Annotated in this window: 16 protein-coding genes (1 of these 16 cut by a window edge); 10 read left to right on the forward strand and 6 right to left on the reverse strand. The window is 66.5% G+C overall.

Going from position 1 to position 17,449, the window contains the following annotated elements:
- The first annotated feature begins 79 nt into the window (after positions 1 to 79).
- The 4 genes from xseA to CHU93_RS12435 are packed head-to-tail and all read left to right on the forward strand — an operon-like array spanning position 80 to position 3,328.
- A complete protein-coding gene (gene xseA / locus CHU93_RS12420) occupies positions 80 to 1,516 on the forward strand; it encodes an exodeoxyribonuclease VII large subunit (protein WP_094474488.1) in 1,437 nt (478 codons plus the stop codon).
- Positions 1,516 to 1,734 (forward strand): DUF2093 domain-containing protein, encoded by a 219-nt coding sequence (locus CHU93_RS12425; protein WP_086117842.1) that lies wholly within the window; start codon positions 1,516 to 1,518, stop codon positions 1,732 to 1,734. The genes xseA and CHU93_RS12425 overlap by 1 nt, the downstream gene beginning before the upstream one ends.
- Before the next feature lie 44 nt (positions 1,735 to 1,778).
- Positions 1,779 to 2,594 carry a M23 family metallopeptidase gene (locus tag CHU93_RS12430; protein WP_243375640.1) on the forward strand — a complete coding sequence of 272 codons (816 nt, stop codon included), beginning with the start codon at positions 1,779 to 1,781 and terminating at the stop codon, positions 2,592 to 2,594.
- Complete coding sequence (locus CHU93_RS12435) at positions 2,591 to 3,328, forward strand: 2OG-Fe(II) oxygenase (protein ID WP_094474490.1); 738 nt, start codon at positions 2,591 to 2,593, stop codon at positions 3,326 to 3,328. The genes CHU93_RS12430 and CHU93_RS12435 overlap by 4 nt, the downstream gene beginning before the upstream one ends.
- Positions 3,329 to 3,334: 6 nt before the next feature.
- Here the strand turns inward: CHU93_RS12435 and CHU93_RS12440 are convergent, their stop codons facing one another.
- Positions 3,335 to 3,883 (reverse strand): hypothetical protein, encoded by a 549-nt coding sequence (locus CHU93_RS12440; RefSeq protein WP_165768725.1) that lies wholly within the window; start codon positions 3,881 to 3,883, stop codon positions 3,335 to 3,337.
- A gap of 95 nt (positions 3,884 to 3,978) precedes the next feature.
- Between CHU93_RS12440 and CHU93_RS12445 the strand changes: the two genes are divergently transcribed.
- Together CHU93_RS12445 and CHU93_RS12450 are read left to right on the forward strand one after the other, a co-directional pair.
- On the forward strand, positions 3,979 to 5,889 hold the full coding sequence (locus tag CHU93_RS12445; RefSeq protein ID WP_094474494.1) for a CocE/NonD family hydrolase: 1,911 nt from the start codon (positions 3,979 to 3,981) through the stop codon (positions 5,887 to 5,889).
- 17 nt (positions 5,890 to 5,906) lie between these two features.
- Positions 5,907 to 6,299 carry an MAPEG family protein gene (locus tag CHU93_RS12450; RefSeq protein ID WP_094474496.1) on the forward strand — a complete coding sequence of 131 codons (393 nt, stop codon included), beginning with the start codon at positions 5,907 to 5,909 and terminating at the stop codon, positions 6,297 to 6,299.
- Positions 6,300 to 6,395: 96 nt separating this feature from the next.
- Here the strand turns inward: CHU93_RS12450 and CHU93_RS12455 are convergent, their stop codons facing one another.
- Positions 6,396 to 7,055, reverse strand: a complete 660-nt coding sequence (locus CHU93_RS12455; protein ID WP_094474498.1) for an OmpW/AlkL family protein — start codon at positions 7,053 to 7,055, stop codon at positions 6,396 to 6,398.
- A gap of 181 nt (positions 7,056 to 7,236) precedes the next feature.
- Here CHU93_RS12455 and CHU93_RS12460 point away from each other — a divergent pair, with 181 nt between their 5' ends.
- Entirely contained in the window at positions 7,237 to 8,058 is an 822-nt protein-coding gene (locus CHU93_RS12460; RefSeq protein WP_094474592.1) for an SDR family NAD(P)-dependent oxidoreductase, read from the forward strand.
- Between the two features lie 6 nt (positions 8,059 to 8,064).
- Here the strand turns inward: CHU93_RS12460 and CHU93_RS12465 are convergent, their stop codons facing one another.
- Entirely contained in the window at positions 8,065 to 9,114 is a 1,050-nt protein-coding gene (locus tag CHU93_RS12465; RefSeq protein ID WP_243375642.1) for a PQQ-dependent sugar dehydrogenase, read from the reverse strand.
- 124 nt (positions 9,115 to 9,238) lie between these two features.
- Between CHU93_RS12465 and CHU93_RS12470 the strand changes: the two genes are divergently transcribed.
- Together CHU93_RS12470 and clpB are read left to right on the forward strand one after the other, a co-directional pair.
- The gene (locus CHU93_RS12470; RefSeq protein ID WP_133064397.1) at positions 9,239 to 9,664 is read left to right on the forward strand and encodes a hypothetical protein; all 426 of its coding nucleotides are present in this window, start codon (positions 9,239 to 9,241) and stop codon (positions 9,662 to 9,664) included.
- Positions 9,665 to 9,751: 87 nt separating this feature from the next.
- Positions 9,752 to 12,328 carry an ATP-dependent chaperone ClpB gene (clpB, locus tag CHU93_RS12475; RefSeq protein ID WP_094474500.1) on the forward strand — a complete coding sequence of 859 codons (2,577 nt, stop codon included), beginning with the start codon at positions 9,752 to 9,754 and terminating at the stop codon, positions 12,326 to 12,328.
- Here clpB and CHU93_RS12480 read toward each other — a convergent pair.
- Together CHU93_RS12480 and CHU93_RS12485 are read right to left on the reverse strand one after the other, a co-directional pair.
- Positions 12,325 to 13,497, reverse strand: a complete 1,173-nt coding sequence (locus CHU93_RS12480) for an aspartyl/asparaginyl beta-hydroxylase domain-containing protein (RefSeq protein ID WP_094474502.1) — start codon at positions 13,495 to 13,497, stop codon at positions 12,325 to 12,327. The genes clpB and CHU93_RS12480 overlap by 4 nt on opposite strands.
- 13 nt (positions 13,498 to 13,510) lie before the next feature.
- The gene (locus CHU93_RS12485) at positions 13,511 to 13,774 is read right to left on the reverse strand and encodes a hypothetical protein (protein ID WP_133064398.1); all 264 of its coding nucleotides are present in this window, start codon (positions 13,772 to 13,774) and stop codon (positions 13,511 to 13,513) included.
- 98 nt (positions 13,775 to 13,872) lie between these two features.
- Here CHU93_RS12485 and CHU93_RS12490 point away from each other — a divergent pair, with 98 nt between their 5' ends.
- Positions 13,873 to 14,868: a hypothetical protein gene (locus CHU93_RS12490; protein WP_243375645.1), complete on the forward strand. Its 996-nt coding sequence runs from the start codon at positions 13,873 to 13,875 to the stop codon at positions 14,866 to 14,868.
- Positions 14,869 to 15,032: 164 nt separating this feature from the next.
- Here CHU93_RS12490 and CHU93_RS12495 read toward each other — a convergent pair whose 3' ends face one another.
- Positions 15,033 to 17,449, reverse strand: partial view of a TonB-dependent receptor domain-containing protein gene (locus tag CHU93_RS12495; RefSeq protein WP_341476584.1) — the 3' portion only. The gene runs 622 nt beyond the window's last position; 2,417 of the gene's 3,039 nt are visible here — the last part of the coding sequence; its start codon lies beyond the right edge, outside the window — the gene reads right to left on this strand; its stop codon occupies positions 15,033 to 15,035.

A 17,449-nucleotide genomic window follows, 5' to 3' on the forward strand; every position in this document is an offset into this window, starting at 1 on the left:
GTCCGGTCGGTGCCTCGACAAGCTCGGCATGAGCGGGTTTGGAGTATGATCAGCGCGCGAACGCCGCTATGGAACAGGCGTGAGCGAAAACACTCCCGAATACAGCGTTTCCGAAATCGCCGGCGCCGTGAAGCGCACGGTGGAGGCCGCCTTTGGCCAGGTGCGGGTGCGCGGCGAACTCTCGCAATTCCGCCGCCAGACCAGCGGCCACTGGTATGGCCGGCTGAAGGATGAGCGCGCCGTGCTGGAACTCGCCATGTGGAAGGGCGTCGCCGCCGGTCTGAGCTTCCGCCCCGAAGACGGGATGGAGGTAATCGCCACCGGCCGGCTGACCACCTATCCCGGCGGCTCGCGCTATCAACTCATCATCGATCGGCTGGAGCCGGCCGGCGTCGGCGCCCTGCTTGCCCAGATCGAGGCGCGGCGGCTGAAGCTGCAGGCCGAAGGCTTGTTCGATCCGGCGCGCAAGAAACCGCTGCCCTGGCTGCCCGGTGTCATCGGCGTCGTCACCAGCCCCACTGGCGCCGTCATCCGCGACATTCTCCACCGGCTGGGCGACCGCTTCCCCCGCCATGTGCTGGTGTGGCCGGTCGCGGTGCAGGGGGAGGCATCGGCCGGCCAGGTCGCCGCCGCCATCGCCGGGTTCAACGCGATTGCGCCGGGCGGCCCCATCGCACGCCCCGATCTGATCATCGTGGCGCGCGGCGGCGGCAGCATCGAGGATCTGGCCGCCTTCAACGAGGAGATCGTTGTCCGCGCCGCCGCCGCCAGCCGCATCCCGCTGATCAGCGCGGTGGGGCATGAGACGGACACGACGCTGATCGACTATGCCGCCGATTGGCGTGCGCCCACCCCCACGGCCGCCGCCGAACGGGCGGTGCCGGTGCGGGCCGAGCTCGCCGCCAATCTTGCCATGCTGCACGGCCGGCTGGATGCCGCCATCGTGCGCGGCTGGAAACTGCGGCGCGAACGCGGGCTGGCGCTGGCCCGGCGCCTGCCGCAACCGCGCAACCTCATCGGCCTCGCCGGCCAGCGGGTGGATGACCTGAGCGAGCGCCTGCCCACCGCGCTGAGCGCCCGGCTGGCCCGGGTTGATCTGCGCGTCACCAACGCTGCCGGCCGCCTGCGCCCGGCGCTGCTGCAGGCGCGGCTGGATCGCAGTGTCGAACGGCTGGCCGGCAGCGCCGCGCGGCTGGCCCCGGCGCTGGCCCGGCCGCTGAACAGCGATGCCCAGAAGCTCGCCCGCACCGGCGCGGCGCTGCGCCCCTTCCTGATCGAACAGCGGCTGGCCAGCGCCGCCGGCCGGCTGGAACAGGCGGGCCGCATGCTCGACACGCTGGGGCCCCGGCAGGTGCTGGCGCGCGGCTATGCCATTGTCACCGGGCCGGATGGGCATGTGATTGCGTCGGCCACGGCCGCAGCGGCGCAAGCCCGCTTGACGATCCGCTTTGGCGATGGCGAAACGCCGGTTTATACCAGCCCGCCGGCCAAGCCCGTGCAAGGGAGTCTGTTCTGATGCTCGATCGCTTCGGCCGTGCCGCCAAGCTCCATTATGAAAGCGGCAGCTATCGCGTGCTGCAATCGGGCGACCATGTGCTCTGCGCGGTCACCCAGCAGCGCATCCCGCTGGCGGCCCTGCGCTATTGGAGCCACGAGCTGCAGGAAGCCTATTTCAGCGCCGACATCGCCAGCGCCCGCTATGCCGAAAAGCGCAAGGAAGGCCTGTTCCCCTGATCCGCTATCTGGCCATCCCGCTGCTTGTGGCCGGGGCCGCCATCGTGGCCGCCGCCAGCCCGCTGCCGCTGGTGGTGGCCGAACCTTTGGTGGCGCGACAGGGCGAATTGCTGCGCGGCACGCTGCCCGCCGGCAGCCGCCTGCTTGCCATCGATGCGGTGCCCGTCACCCTCACCGCCAATGGCCATTATATGCTGGGCATTGATCGCGATGCCACCGGCAGCCGCCGCCTCACCTGGGTGACACCCGATGGCCGCAGCGCCAGCCGCACGCTGATCATCAGCGAAGGCACGTGGGACATTGATCGCCTGCCGGCGCGGCTGGTCAACCAGAACCCCACCGCCGCGCCCAACCCGGCCTGGGAAGCGCTGCGCAAGGCGGAGACAGACGCAATCAAGGCGGCCCGCGCCGAAACCACGCCCTGGCCCTTCTGGCAGACGCCATTCCAGTGGCCGGCGACGGGCCGCATTTCGGGCGTGTTCGGATCGCAGCGCATCTATGGCAAGGTGGCCGCGGCCTTCCATGCCGGGCTCGACATCGCCGCCCCGCACGGCACGATCGTCAAGGCGCCCATCCCCGGCATCGTGCGGCTGGCCAGCGACGGGCCGTTCAGCCTGGAAGGCAATATCATCATCCTCGATCACGGCCAGGGCCTGCATTCGGCCTTCCTGCACCTGTCGCGCATCCTGGTGAAACAGGGGGATATCGTCGCGCAGGGGCAGGAGATTGGCCGCATCGGCACCACCGGCCGCTCCACCGGGCCGCACCTGCACTGGGGCATGACCTGGCATGGCGTGAAGGTCGATCCCCAGCCCTTGCTGCCGCCAATGCCGCCGCGCATCGATCAGGCCGGGCGATGATGGCGGCGCCAACGCTGTTCGCGCTCAACCCGGCGCTTGACCGGGCCGCCATCGCGGCCAGCCTGAAGGCCAACCGCCTGGTGCAGGTGGAACAGGCGCTGGTGCCGGAAGCGGCGGAAACCCTGTGGCAGGTGCTGCGCCACCAGACGCAATTTGGCCTTGCCTGGGCCGGCGATGGCCAGCCGGGCGGCCAGCATGTGCGCCCCGAACAGCTGCGCAGCCTGCCGCCGGACCAAAAGGCCCGGATGGGCAATGGCGCCGCCAGTGCCGCTGGCGGCGGGCGCTTTGGTTTCCTCTATGGCCAATATCCGCTGGTCGAAGCCTATGCCCAGCAATGGCATCCCGGCCACCCGCTGTACCAGCTGCTGGAGGAGATCAACGGCCCGGCCGCGCTCGACTTTGCCCGCACGGTTTCGGGCGCCGACGACATCATCCGCGCCGATGCCCAGGCCACGCTTTATGCCGGCGGGCATTTCCTGACGGAACATGATGATCTGGTTGTGCAGGAAGGGCGGCGGCTGGCCTATGTCCTCAACCTCACCAAGGATTGGAAACCCGATTGGGGCGGCTATCTCAATTTCATGGATGATGCCGGCAACATCACCGCCGGCTTCATGCCGCGCTTCAACACATTGAACCTGTTTCTGGTGCCGATGCGCCACAATGTCGGGCTGGTGCCGCCGTTTGCGCCGCTTGGCCGCTATGCCATCACCGGCTGGTTCCGCAACCGCTGAACCGGATCATTCGTTCACCCGCCGCACCCGGATCGCGATCTGGCCATCGACATTGGCCAGATAACTGCCCATCGCGGCACGGCGGATGCGCACCTTCATGCCGGCGCGGGGATCGTGGCGCATGGACTTGGCCTCGGTCATCACCCAGGTGCTGCCATCGTCCAGCGTGAAGCTCCAGAACCCGGGGCGGGCCTGGCGGGCCGCGCTGATCACCGCCTCGATTTCGGTCAGTGCGCCGCGCTCGTCGGACTTTTCATCATCATCGCCTTTCCCGAACAGGTTGAAGCTGGGCAGCGCCAGCCCGAACAGGCTGCGCTTGGCCTGCTTCACATCCTCCTTGTCGGCCACCAGCACCTCGCGCTTTTCAACGCCGCTGGCCAGGGCCGCCACGCCGGCATCGAAACAGGCCAGCCGCTGGCCGGCATCGGCGATGCTGCGGCAGTCCAGCAGCTTCTGCACGACTGCCGGCGGCGCCTTGGGCGGCTTCTGCGGCTTGTCGGCCGCTGTTGCCGCCCCGGCTGCCATCAGCAGCATCATCGCCGCACCTGCCCGCATCGCCCGATCCCTTCATGGCTGTGATGCCTCTGGTTATGCCATTGCCAAGCACGGTGACAACAGGCCATGAACACAGCCGGAGGAGAGGCCCGGACATGAAACGCGCGATTTTGGTCACCGCCCTGCTGATGGCGGGCACCGCAACGGCCCAAACAGCCACCATGACGCCCGATATCGGCACGCCATTCAACGCGGTGACCGCAGAAGCGGACTATATTCGCCGCGAAGTGATGATCCCGATGCGCGACGGGGTGAAGCTCTACACCGTCATCGTGATGAAGAAGGGCACGCAGGACGGACCGATCCTGCTCACCCGCACCGTCTACAACGCGGCGCGCAACACGTCGCGCAATCCCAGCCAGCAAATCACGGAAATCCTTCCGGTTTCCGACCGCGAATTCGTGACGGACGGCTATATCCGCGTCTATCAGGACGTGCGCGGCCGCAACAAATCCGAAGGCGATTATGTGATGACGCGGCCCCTGAAGGGCCCGCTCAACCCCACGCCGGTCGATCACAGCACCGATGCCTATGACACGATCGACTGGCTGGTAAAAAACGTCAAGGAATCCAATGGCAATGTTGCTATCACTGGATCATCCTATCCCGGTTTCACCAGCCTGATGGCGCTGGTTGATCCCCACCCGGCGCTGAAGGCCGCGGTGCCGATGTCCCCCATGGTCGATGGCTGGATAGGCGATGACTGGTTTCACAACGGCGCCTTCCGCCAGACCATGCTGGATTATTTCACCGGCCAGACCGCCAGCAAGAACGATGGCGACCCGGTCGCCATGGGACGCCGCGACTATTATGCCGAATATCTGGCCGCCGGATCGGCCGGGGCCTATGTCGAAAAATACGGCCTGGATCAATTGCCTGGCGTCAGGAAGCTGATGGAACACCCGGCCTATGACAGCTGGTGGCAGGGCCAGGCGCTCGACAAGATTCTTGGCGGTCGCCCGCTGACCGTGCCGACCATGCTGGTGGTGGGCCAGTGGGACCAGGAAGACAGTTATGGCGCACCGGCCGTCTATCGCGCGCTGGAACCCAAGGACAAGGACAACAAGCTGCTGTCCCTCGTCATCGGGCCGTGGCGGCATTCGGGCGTGAACTATGACGGCTCATCGCTCGGCGTGCTTCGCTTTGCTGGCGATACCGGCCTGCAGTTCCGCCGCGATGTGATGAAACCGTTTCTTGACAGCCACTTGCGCGCCAACGCCAAGCCGTTTGATGCGCCGCCAGTGCTCACCTATGCGGTGGGGGCCGACCGCTGGGAACGGCATGACCGCTTCCCGGCCGGGGAAACGGTCAATCTCTATCTCGATGACCGGTTCAGCCTGTCACTCAATGCCCCGGCGGCCAAGTCCGCCCATGATGACTATGTCTCTGACCCGGCGCACCCGGTGCCGTTCGTGCCGGTTCCGGTGAACATGCGCGACCGGCCCATGTGGGGCGCCTGGCTGGTCAGCGACCAGCGCCACGCCAGCACCCGTCCCGATGTGGTCGCCTATGTCTCCGCGCCGCTGCAGGCGCCACTGCAGATCCATGGCCAGCCCGAGGCCAATCTGTTTGCCAGCACTTCCGGCACCGACAGCGACTGGGTGGTAAAACTGATCGACGTGTTCCCTGAGGAAAACAGTGACAAGCCCGAACTGGCGGGCCTGCAACTGGGCATCGGCATGGAGATTTTCCGCGGCCGTTACGTGAAGGGGTTCGACACGCCGGGCCCGCTGACACCGGGCAAGGCCGAACGCTACCGCTTCCTGCTGCCGGGGGTGAACCATGTCATCCCCGCTGGCCACCGGTTGATGGTGCAGGTGCAGTCGAGCTGGTTCCCACTGTATGACCGCAACCCGCAGACCTTTGTGCCCAATATTTTCCACGCCCAATCAAAGGATTATGTGAAGGCCACCCAGGGCGTGTGGCGCGATGCGGTGCGGCCCAGCCATATCGCCATCCCCGTGGTGGGCGGGGCAGCGGCGGCGAAGGCGGCATTGGGCAATTGACAACAGGGGAGACGACGATGCTTGCAGCCTATCCGATCACCACGCTGGCGCTGGTGCTGGCCCTGATGGTCTATTTCTGGATCACGCTGAATGTTGGCCGGGCGCGCGGCACCTATGGCGTGCCGGCCCCGCAATCGGGCGGCCACCCCGAATTCGACAAGCGCTACCGCGTGCAGATGAACACGGTGGAACAATTGGTGTGGTTCGTGCCCGCGTTCATCATCGGCGTGCCCGTCTTGGGCGATCTGGTGGCCGGATCGCTGGCTCTGGTGTGGAGCCTGGGCCGCATCATCTTTGCCGTCACCTATTATCGCGACCCAGCCAAGCGCAGCCTCGGCTTTGCCCTCACCATGCTGCCCACCTTCGTTCTGCTGATCGCCGGCGCCTGGGGCGGCATCAGCGGCCTTTGAACCGCAGCCGGCCCGGCCTTGCAGGGTGCAAGACCGGGCCGGTGGAGGTGATGCCGGCATGTCGGGAGAGGGCCGGCATCGGGGAGAGAGGTGCAATCAGAAGCGCCAGCCGACACCCACGCCAACGATCAGCGGGTTGATGTCGGCCTTCAGGTTGTTGACCAGCGCGCCCGTGGTCAGCCGGGCGTTGGTATCCATGTCGACATATTTGACGTCGAGGTTGACGAACACCTTCTCGTTCAGGTCAAAATCCACCCCGGCCTGCAGGGCAAAGCCCCAGCTGTTGGACAGGTTCACATTGGTCGCCCCGATAGCGGTGGTGAGCTGGCTCGAGGCCTTTTCGTTGTAGAACATCGTCCAATTCACACCGGCGCCGACATAGGGGTGCACCTTGCCCTTGGGGGCGAAATGATATTGCAGCGTCAGCGTGGGGGGCAGCACCCAGGTGCAGGCCAGCCGGCCGACAGCGGCCAGTGATCCACCGCCTTCCACACAATGCTTGGTGGTGGCCGCAATCAGTTCCACCCCGATATTGTCGGTCAGCATGTAGGTGAAATCGACCTCGGGGGCATAGGCGTTGGTGATGCGGCCGCCGCTGGTCGGGAAGGTCGGCAGCACCGGGCCAACCTTTTCCTGCGGCTGCACGGTGATCGCCCGCAGGCGCACCAGCACATCGCCCTTTTCGGCCAGCGCCGGGGTGGCGGCCAGGGTCATTGCGAGCGCAGCGACCGTGGCGTTCAGCATCTTCATTGTCATCGTCCCTGTTGTTTTGCGATGACCGGTTTCTCCCCGATCCGGTGGCTCTGCTCTTTGATCTGCCTCAATTTTTTCATCCGGGTGATTGCGGATCAGGGTCTTTGCGTAACCCCGGATTTGAGGGGTGGGCGAAGCCGCCGGCCTGGGCCATGCTGACACAAGCAAACTGGGGAGATTGATCATGGGCAGCTTGACCGGCCGGGTGGCCTTTGTGACTGGCGCGGGCAGCGGCATCGGCCGCGCGTCTGCCATCGCGCTGGCGGCCGAAGGCGCCATCGTGTTCGCCACCGACATCGACGCGCCGGGCGGCCGCGAGACCGTTGCCATGATCGAGGCAGCCGGCGGCCAGGCAAGCTTCCGCGGCCAGGATGTGGTGGAGGAAGACCGCTGGGCCGAGCTGATCAAGCGCGTGATGGATCTCCATGGCCGGCTCGACATCTTGGTGAACAACGCCGGGATCGGCACATCGGGGCTGATCACCGATGTCAGCCTCGACACCTGGAACCGGCAGATGAACATCAATGTCACCAGCTGCTTCCTGGGCATCAAGCACGCGCTGCCGGCGATGCGCAGCCCGCGGCCCGATGGGCATGTTGGCGGTTCGATCATCAACATCTCGTCGGTCGCCGGCCTGGGCGGCTCGGCCGGCATGTCGGCCTATTGCGCCAGCAAGGGCGCGGTGCGGTTGCTCAGCAAGGCGGTGGCGATGGAGTGCGCCGCCATGCGCGACGGCATCCGCTGCAACAGCGTCCACCCCGGCATCATCGACACGCCAATCTGGCAAAAGCTCGACACCTCGGGCGTGCTGGCCTCATCCGTGCCCGATGCCGTGCCGCCCGGCGCCAATGCCCTGGATGTCAACCTGATCGGTGCCGGCGCGCCGGTGGGCCATCCCGGCCAGCCCCAGGATATCGCCGCCGGCGTGGTGTTCCTCGCCAGCGATGCCAGCCGCTACATGACCGGTGCCGAACTGGTGATCGACGGCGGCTGGACGGCACACTAAGCCCTGCTAGGGCGTCACCCGCAGCACCCGGCCCTTTTCCTCATCGGTTGTCAGCCACACCGCGCCATCGGGCGCCACCCGCACATCGCGGATGCGCGCCCGGATGGAGGGGAAGATGCGGCTTTGCCCCACCACCCGGCCGGCCGCGTCGACATCGATGCGGCGCACTTCCTGCGCGGCCAGCGCGCCAACGATCAGATCGCCGGCCCAGGCCGGCCACAGCGGGCCGCGATAGACGGCAAGGCCCGATGGCGCGATCGATGGCACCCACACCACCCGGCCATCGATCATGCCGTGGTAGCGCTGGAAGGGGCTGATCGTCGCGCCGCTATAGTCCTTGCCAAAGGTGGCCACCGGCCAGCCATAATTGCCGCCTTTGACGATGAGGTTGATCTCGTCCCCGCCCTGCGGCCCATGCTCATGTTCCCACAGCCGCCCGGTCACCGCATCAACCGCCAGGCCCTGGGGGTTGCGGTGGCCATAGCTCCAGATGCTGGCCTGTGCTCCCTTGGCGGCCGCGAAGGGATTGCCCGACAGCGGCCGGCCATCGGCGGTGATCCGCACGATCTTGCCCAGGCCGGACTGCCGCCGCTGGGCCTGTTCGCGATAATCAAAGCCGTCACCGGTCGTCATCACCAGGCTGCCATCCGGCAGCCACGCCATGCGCCCGCCGAAATGCACCGGCGTGTCCTTGGTCGGCATCACCCGGAAGATCGTCTGCACCTCCACCAGCCGGCCACCATCCAGCCTGGCGCGGGCAATGCGGGTCTGGTTCGCGGCCTTGGTGCCACCGGCATAGGAAAGATAGAGAAGATGATTGTCGGCAAATTTCGGGTGCAGCAGCACGTCGAACAGCCCGCCCTGCCCGGCGTGGAACACCTGCGGCACCCCGGCAATGGCCTGTGGCGCCTGGCCGGGCGCCAGTTTCAGCAGCTGGCCGGACCGCAGCGTCACCAGCACATCGGTGCCGCCCGGCAGGAAGGCGATGCTCCATGGATGATCAAGACCACGGGCGATTTCCGTCACATGTTCGGCGCTGGCCGGTGTGATCAGCATCAAGGCTATTAATAAAGATTGAAAAGAGGTTGACAGCTTCACGATTCATTCCCTATCAGCAGGGGGCATCATGGCCTAAGTTGGCGACTTGAGAACAGGGTTATCGCCAATGCGCGGCAAGGAAATGGTCAAGGTGGGTCCGGCTTGGGCAACCGCCGTTCTGTCGACCACCGTGTTGGCCTGCCTGATCCAGAGCTGGCAGGTGCAGGCCGGCCTCGTGGATCTGGGTGTCGATATCCCGCCCGGCCTTGCCGCTGAAACCGCGATTGCCGATCTGATCGGCATGGCCGTGCCGGTGCTGATGGTGTTCGGCATTGCGCTGGCGCTGGGCTTTGCCGCGGCGTCCTGGCTGAAACCACGGCTGCCGCTGCTGGCGCCCATTGCCTGGCCGCTGGCCGGTGCAAGCGCGGTGGCCGCTGCCCTGGGATTGATGCATCTGCAGTTCCAGATGACCCCGCTGGCCGGCGCGCGTGGCACCGATGGCTTTCTGATGTTCTGCTTTGCCGGCGCCTTTGGCGGGCTGGTGTTTGATTGGCTGCGCCCGCGCTGAACTTTTCAGGCTCAACTTTTCGCAGGGCGCACACTTGTGTTGCCATAAAGCCACACCATATCCTGTCTGAACAGGAGACGTGGCCCCATGAACCTCGAAAAATTCACCGATCGCGCCAAGGGCTTTCTGCAGTCGGCGCAAACGGTCGCCATTCGCAACAGCCATCAGCGCGTGGCGCCCGGACATCTGCTGAAGGCGCTGCTGGAGGATGAGCAGGGCCTGTGCTCCGGCCTGATCAAGGCGGCCGGTGGCACCCCGGCCACCGCCCTGCAATTGACCGATCAGGCGCTGGCCAAGATCGCCCAGGTTTCGGGCAGCGGCGCCCAGAGCCTGGCGTGGGACAATGACACGGTGCGCGTGCTCGACGCCGCCGAACAGATCGCCGCCAAGGTGGGCGACAGTTTCGTCACCGTGGAACGGCTGCTGGTGGCGCTGGCGCTTTCCAATACCACCGAAGCCGGCAAGGCGCTGAAGGCCGCCGGGGTGACGCCACAGGCGCTGAACGATGCCATCAGCAGCGTGCGCCGCGGTCGCACGGCCGACAGCGCCGGCGCCGAGGACAGTTTCGAGGCGCTGAAGAAATTCGCCCGCGACCTGACCGAGGCGGCCCGGGCCGGCAAGCTGGACCCGGTGATCGGCCGCGATGAGGAAATCCGCCGCACCATCCAGGTGCTGGCCCGCCGCACCAAGAACAACCCGGTGCTGATCGGCGAACCCGGCGTCGGCAAGACCGCCATCGCCGAAGGTCTCGCCCTGCGCATCGCCAACGGTGACGTGCCCGATGGCCTGAAGGACAAGCGGCTGATGGCGCTCGACATGGGCGCGCTGATCGCCGGGGCCAAGTATCGCGGCGAGTTCGAGGAGCGGCTGAAGGGCGTGCTCGACGAGGTGCGCTCCGAAGGCAGCGATGTCGTGCTGTTCATCGACGAGATGCACACGCTGGTTGGTGCCGGCAAGGCCGATGGCGCCATGGACGCCTCCAACCTCTTGAAGCCGGCGCTGGCCCGCGGTGAGCTGCACTGCATCGGCGCCACCACGCTGGATGAATATCGTAAGTATGTGGAGAAGGACCCGGCGCTGGAGCGCCGCTTCCAGCCGGTGGTGGTGGGCGAGCCGACGGTGGAGGACAGCATCTCCATCCTGCGCGGCCTGAAGGAAAAATATGAGCTGCACCACGGCGTGCGCATCACCGATGGCGCCATCGTGGCGGCCGCCACCCTCTCCAACCGCTACATCGCTGACCGGTTCCTGCCCGACAAGGCGATCGACCTGATGGACGAGGCCGCCAGCCGGCTGCGCATGGAAGTGGAGAGCAAGCCCGAGGAGATCGAGGCGCTCGACCGCCGCATCATCCAGCTCAAGATCGAGGCGGCGGCGCTGGAGCGCGAGACCGATGCCGCCTCGAAAGAGCGGCTGCATGCGCTGAACGAGGAGCTGGCCGGGCTCGAGGAAGAGTCCAACGCGCTCACCCTGCGCTGGCAGGCCGAAAAGGAAAAGCTGGCCGGCGCGACGCGGATCAAGGAGCAGCTGGACGCCGCCCGGCTGGTGGTGGAACAGGCCCAGCGTGCCGGCGATTACGCCAAGGCCGGCGAGCTGACCTACAGCCGCATCCCGGAGCTGGAGCGCCAGCTGGCCGAGGCCGAGCAGGCCACCCAGGCCGCCATGGTGCGCGAGGAGGTGACCAGCGACGACATCGCTGCCGTCGTCAGCCGCTGGACCGGCATTCCCGTGGACCGGATGCTGGAAGGCGAGCGCGAGAAGCTGCTGAAGATGGAGAGCATTTTGGCCGCCCAGGTGATCGGCCAGGATGCGGCAGTGAAGGCGGTTTCCAGTGCGGTGCGCCGGGCGCGTGCCGGCCTGCAGGATCCCAATCGCCCGCTGGGCAGCTTCCTGTTCCTCGGCCCCACCGGCGTCGGCAAGACCGAGTTGACCAAGGCACTGGCCCAGTTCCTGTTCGATGATCCGCGCGCCATGGTGCGGCTCGACATGTCGGAGTTCATGGAAAAGCACAGCGTCGCCCGGCTGATCGGCGCGCCTCCGGGCTATGTCGGCTATGAGGAAGGCGGCGTGCTCACCGAAGCGGTGCGGCGTCGGCCCTATCAGGTGGTGCTGTTTGACGAGGTGGAGAAGGCGCACGGCGATGTGTTCAACGTGCTGCTGCAGGTGCTCGACGATGGCCGGCTCACCGATGGCCAGGGCCGCACCGTGGATTTCACCAACACGCTGATCATCCTGACCAGCAACCTTGGCAGCCAGTATATCGCCGCCCTGCCCGATGGCGCGCCGGTGGCCGATGCCGAACCGCAGGTGATGGAGGTGGTGCGCGGGCATTTCCGCCCCGAATTCCTCAACCGGCTGGACGAGATCGTGCTGTTCCAGCGCCTGGGCCAATCGGCGATGGCGCCGATTGTCGACATCCAGGTCAAGCGCGTCGCCGAGCTGTTGAAGGGCCGCAAGGTGGTGCTGGAACTGACCGACGCCGCCCGGCGCTGGCTGGCGCGGGTGGGTTATGATCCGGTCTATGGCGCGCGGCCGCTGAAGCGCACCGTGCAGAAGCATCTGCAGGATCCGCTGGCCGAACTGATCCTGTCGGGCCAGGTGCCCGATGGCAGCACGGTGAAGGTGGACGAAGGCGACGGGAAGCTGGCGCTCATCCCGACTTAACCCTGATCAGGCGTGTAGGCGGCGACGCTTTCGAACATCACCGAAAGAGCGCGGCGTTCGGCTTCGCTCAACTCCGGCCGCCACACCTCGAACAGCAGGATGGCGCGCGGGGCGTCGCTGTCGTTCCAGGCCTCGTGCTCGATCGAATCGTCGAACAACAGCACCTCGCCGGCGCGCACCGTGCGGGTTTCGGCACCCACGCGCAGGCGGCACCCATCCGGCACGATCAGCGGCAGGTGGCAGATCAGCCGGGTGTTCAGCATGCCGTGATGCGGCGGGATATGGGTGTGGGGGGCCAGGATGGAAAACAGCGCCATTGGCGCGGTGCCGGCAATGCGCGGCAGCGGTGCCGCGCTCAGCGCTGCCATCGTGGCCGGGCAGCGCGCGGCATGATCGGCGATGGGCTGGCCTTCGTGGAACAGGTGAAAGGCGCTCCAGCGGGCATCGGCCAGCAAAGCGTGGCCCTTGTTGGGCCGGTCCGGATCGGCCTCCACATAAGGCGCGATGCCATCGCCGCGCGCCAGCACGGCTTCGGCCTCGGCCCGGATCGCCGGCAGCGCATCCGCCAGGGTGCGCGTCCAGGCAAAGTCTGCCGGGTCATAGAAGGGGATTTGCGGCAGGCGCGGATAATAAAAGCTGGTTGGCTGCTGCAAATAGGGCTGGCTGCGGCCCGTCACGATCTGCAGCGCCTCGGCAAAGCGCGGGCCCGTGGCATGGGCATCGATGCCGGCACTGCTCAACGCGCCGTGCATATCGGCTTCGAAACGCGCCAAGGCGGCTTCGCGGGCGGCGGCGGCGCGATTGAGGCGCGCGATGAGGTCGGGCGGCAGTTGCCGGCCATTGGCGGCACTCAGCGCCCGCTCATACCAGCCGATGGCGGCACGGTCATTGCCGCTGCGGGTCTGCACTTCGCCGGCCATCACCAGCGCATAGGGGTTGGTGGGATCATCGGCGACCACGCGCGCGACATGCGCCATCACGGCGGCCCGGTCGTCCAGCAGATCGCAGGCCTGTGCCAGCCACAGCCAGATCTGCACGGTTGCGCGGCCGCTGGCGACAATGGTTTCGAACGCCCGCCGGGCGGCGGCACCGTCGCCGCGCTGCAACGCGGCAATGCCGGCCTGCGCCGTGCGTTCCAGCGCCGCCTTCTCGGGGTCGTTCGGTGTCACGGCGCCAGCAGGCTTATTGGCTGCCGGGGCGGCTCATCGTCGAATTGTTCAGGTCACGCGCAAACTGCTGGTTGGTGTCCTGCACATAGGCCCATTGCTGGCGCGTCAGGCAGGTGCGGCGGGCCTTGACCAGGCTGCCGGTTTCCTTGTCACGCTTGCAAATCACTTCCTGCGACTTGTCGACGGCCGCGGGTGCAGCGGCTGGGGCCGCCGCCGGAGCGGCAGCGGTTTGGGCGGCGACAGGGGCTGCCAATGCGGCAATCACGGCCATACGCATATCGGTCTTCCTTCGATTGCGGTCGTGGGGGCACGACCGGTGGTGAGCCCTCACGCCGAGGGATTGCACTTTCCCGGCGGCCGCGTCAAATCGGCAAAGTGTCCACCATCGCATCCGATCCGCTCTGGCTGCCGCACCGTTATGATCCGGCGCAGGATGCGGTGCATTTTCGGCACACGCCGCGCGCCGCGCATGGCGCCGCCACCTTCCTGACCGACGAGTATCTGGGCGCAGCCACGCCGCGAATCGTCGGCCGGGCCGCTGCGCTCGCCCAGGCCGGACCAGCAGCGCCGCTGCACTTCGTGCTGCACAGCGCCTTTTGCTGTTCCACCCTGCTGGCGCGGGCCTTTGATGCCCCCGGGCTGGCCATGGGCCTGAAGGAACCGGTGATCCTCAACGATCTGATCGGTTGGCAGTTGCGGGGCGGCGATGGCCGGCAGATTGCGGGGGTGCTGGATGGCGCCCTGCGTCTGCTGGAACGGCCGTTTGGCCCTGGCGAGGCGGTGGTGATCAAGCCAAGCAATGTCTGCAACGCCATGGCGCCGCTGATGTTGCAGTTTCGGCCGAAGTCGCGCGCCTTGCTGCTGCATGCGCCGCTGCGGGTGTTTCTGGGATCGGTGGCCCGCAAGGGCATGGATGGCCGGCGTTGGGTGCGGGAACTGCTGGTCAAGCAGTTGAAGCAGGGCCTGCATGGCTTCGGCTATAGCGGAGAGGATTATCTGCAGCAGACCGATCTGCAGATCGCTGCGATGGGTTGGCTGGCGCAGCACGCGCTGTTCGCCCGCATGGCGGCGCAGTTTGGTCCCCAGGTGCGCTGCCTTGATTCCGATCAGCTGCTGGCCAGCCCTGCCGCCGCGATGGCTGCGCTGGCCCGGCTGTTCGATGTGCCGCTGGATGCCGAAGCGATCGTGGCCGGCCCGATCTTTTCCCGGCACAGCAAATTCGGCCAGGCCTTCACCAGCGAGGACCGGGCCAAGGAGCGCGCCGCCGAAGCCGCGCACCAGGAAGAAATCGAGAAGGTGGCGATCTGGACGGACGCGGTGGCCAAGGCCGCCGGGGTGCCGTTGCAACTGCCGCAGCCCTTGCTGGGCTGATCCACCCAACGGACGCAACGGAACAGGTCGGTGCAGCCGCGCCGCCGGGGCCTTGCGGCTGGCCGGGAGCCGGCTGACGACAGTCCACGCGCACTGGTCCAGACAGAAAAAGGGCGGGTGTTTCCACCCGCCCTTTTCCTTGCTTGGCCCGACAGGGCGTCCGATCAGAAGCGGACGTTGACCTGCACGGTGTAGCGGCGGCCCAGCGCGTCGTAGGTCGACGGGAAGGTGTTGCCGCTGTTGAAGGCGGTCGCACCAGCCGCGTTGCCGACGAGCGGCGGCTTGGTGTCGAACAGGTTGTTGACGGTCATCAGCAGGGTCAGGTTGTCGCTGATGTTGAAGCGGCCGGTCAGATCGAAATAATCATAAGCCCGGATGCGACGGAACGGCGCGAAGAACGGAGCGGCATCACCGCCCTGAGCCAGCGGCGCCGCGTTCAGCGGTTCCTGGATCACGCTGTCGATGTGACGCCACAGCACCGAGACATCGACCAGGTCGAAGCTCAGGGTGGTGCGCAGCGACGACTGCCACTTCGGCTGGATCGAGCCCGTGAAAGAGCAGTTCGGGCTGAAGTAGCCCACGCACTCACGGTTGATGTCCGTCGGGGTGGCCTGGAACAGCGAGCGGAACGTGTAGTTCACGTTGCCGTTCACGCCCAGCTTGGCGAAGCCCAGATCGGTCGAGTAGCTGACGTTGAAGTCCAGACCGTCGGTCTTCAGGCGACCGAGGTTGGACAGCGGACGGGGCAGGCCGTTCGACTCACCATCAAACGAACCCGTGTCCGGGTTGCGCTGGATGGCGCGGCAGGCGGCGCTGGCGGCGCTGGCGGCCGTCAGGTTGGCAAAGCAGGCCGCGATCGAGTCACCCGGCAGCGGGCTGGTGATCGCGTCGGTCACGCCGATGTTGTAATAGTCCAGCGTGATGGCCAGGCCCGGCGCGAACGCCGGCTGGATCACCGTACCGATGGTCCAGGTGGTGGCCTTTTCCGGCTGCACGTTCGGGTTGCCACCGCCATAGGCGTTGGCCTGGCCGGCGGCCGGCTGCTCGATGAAGCCGATCAGGTTGGCGGGCGCACCCTGCGCGATGCAGACCGCGCGCAGGTTGGCGTTGTTGACCGGAGCCGAACCGGCGCACGGATCGGTGCCCAGGTTGGTCAGGCCACGCGACACCGGCGAGAAGAGTTCGCCGATGTTCGGAGCGCGGACGGCCTTGCTGTAGTTACCGCGGATCTTGAAGCCCTTGGTCACTTCCCAGTTGCCGCCGACCTTCCAGGTGAAGGCGTCAAAGCTCGGGTTGCCAGCAGCGCGGACCTTGTAGTCCGAATAGCGGGCGCCGGCTTCGAGGGTCAGGTTCTCGAAGAAGGGCTTGCCCTGCAGCAGCGGGGCAATAACTTCGCCATAGACTTCGCGAACTTCATAACCACCTTCGACGCGCGGGGTCGGACCGCCGCCACCGCCCAAAGCGCCACGCTCCGAGAAGTCATCCGGCAGCACGGCCGCGGCATAGTCGCGATATTCGGCACCGACGGCGAAGCCGATCGGCTCGGCATCGCCGATGCCAACGCCCAGATCGCCCGACAGCAGGCCGCGGACCTGGGTCAGCGAGGTGGTGCGGCGGGTGGTCGAGTCAGCCGAGATGAAGCGAGCCATCGCCGGGGTGATCGAGCCGGCCGGGCCGAACACGTTCAACGGCACGCAGAGCGCGTTGCCCGACAAGCAGGTGTTCGGGTTGGTGGCCAGCAGGGCTTCCTGCACGCGATCGGTGATCAGGTAACCGGTGGCGCGCTCGATGTTCTCGCTCTGGCCATAGCTGGCCGACACGTCCCAATCGACGGTGTTGGTCAGCTTGCCGCGGAAACCGGCGGTGTAGTCGAACAGGGTCGTCGTGTATTCGCTGTCACGGGTACCGGCTTCAACCGTACGACGGCTCACCGGCACGCGCACGGTGCGGTAGTTCGGATCGGTCGGGCTGGTCGCCGTGGCGGCGCGATCGCACTCCGCCTGGGTGAAGCGCGGCGTGTAGGTCGGAACGCCGTTCACGCCACCCGGGGTGGTGTTGAAGCCGCAATACTGGTTGCGGATGTTGGCGTTCATGAAGGGGTTCGACAGCGGGATGTTCACAGTCTGCGCGAACAGGCCCGACGGCGCGATGATGGTGCGCACCGTGTTCTTGGAGAACATGCCGCGGCCATAGACTTCGATGTTGTCGGTGATTTCATAGTTCGCCTTGGCGAACATGTTGAACCGCTCGAACGGAGTCTGGAAGATGTTGAACGGGTTGAAGTTGAAGTCCTGGTAGAACGGAATGGCGCGGCTGCCATCCGGGGCCACCTGGGTGTTGCCGATGTTGGCAACGGTCGGGTCGGTGACCGGACGGCCATTGGCGTCGAGCGGACGCATGCCGAACAGACGAGCCGGAACCGAGGTCGGCGAGCCCGCGCCGGCGTTGCCGGTGAAGCTCGAGATACCGTTGATGGAAATGTCACGGTTGCCCTGAAACACCGGATCGGCCTTCTGGTAACCCAGCGAGACCACGGCATTGCCCTTGCCGTCGGCGAAGTCGCCGCCGATGGTCAGATCGG

The sequence above is a fragment of the Sandarakinorhabdus cyanobacteriorum genome (genome assembly GCF_002251755.1).
Lineage (GTDB): Bacteria > Pseudomonadota > Alphaproteobacteria > Sphingomonadales > Sphingomonadaceae > Sandarakinorhabdus > Sandarakinorhabdus cyanobacteriorum.

What these genes read in the sequence shown, in the direction of transcription:
- CHU93_RS12460 (WP_094474592.1), top strand. Translation starts at nt 7,237, where the DNA reads ATGGGCAGCTTGACCGGCCGGGTGGCCTTTGTGACTGGCGCGGGCAGC.
- CHU93_RS12435 (WP_094474490.1), top strand. Translation starts at nt 2,591, where the DNA reads ATGATGGCGGCGCCAACGCTGTTCGCGCTCAACCCGGCGCTTGACCGG.
- CHU93_RS12455 (WP_094474498.1), bottom strand. Translation starts at nt 7,055, where the DNA reads ATGACAATGAAGATGCTGAACGCCACGGTCGCTGCGCTCGCAATGACC.
- CHU93_RS12425 (WP_086117842.1), top strand. Translation starts at nt 1,516, where the DNA reads ATGCTCGATCGCTTCGGCCGTGCCGCCAAGCTCCATTATGAAAGCGGC.
- CHU93_RS12445 (WP_094474494.1), top strand. Translation starts at nt 3,979, where the DNA reads ATGAAACGCGCGATTTTGGTCACCGCCCTGCTGATGGCGGGCACCGCA.
- CHU93_RS12465 (WP_243375642.1), bottom strand. Translation starts at nt 9,114, where the DNA reads ATGCTGATCACACCGGCCAGCGCCGAACATGTGACGGAAATCGCCCGT.
- CHU93_RS12450 (WP_094474496.1), top strand. Translation starts at nt 5,907, where the DNA reads ATGCTTGCAGCCTATCCGATCACCACGCTGGCGCTGGTGCTGGCCCTG.
- CHU93_RS12485 (WP_133064398.1), bottom strand. Translation starts at nt 13,774, where the DNA reads ATGCGTATGGCCGTGATTGCCGCATTGGCAGCCCCTGTCGCCGCCCAA.
- clpB (WP_094474500.1), top strand. Translation starts at nt 9,752, where the DNA reads ATGAACCTCGAAAAATTCACCGATCGCGCCAAGGGCTTTCTGCAGTCG.
- CHU93_RS12470 (WP_133064397.1), top strand. Translation starts at nt 9,239, where the DNA reads ATGGTCAAGGTGGGTCCGGCTTGGGCAACCGCCGTTCTGTCGACCACC.
- CHU93_RS12440 (WP_165768725.1), bottom strand. Translation starts at nt 3,883, where the DNA reads ATGCGGGCAGGTGCGGCGATGATGCTGCTGATGGCAGCCGGGGCGGCA.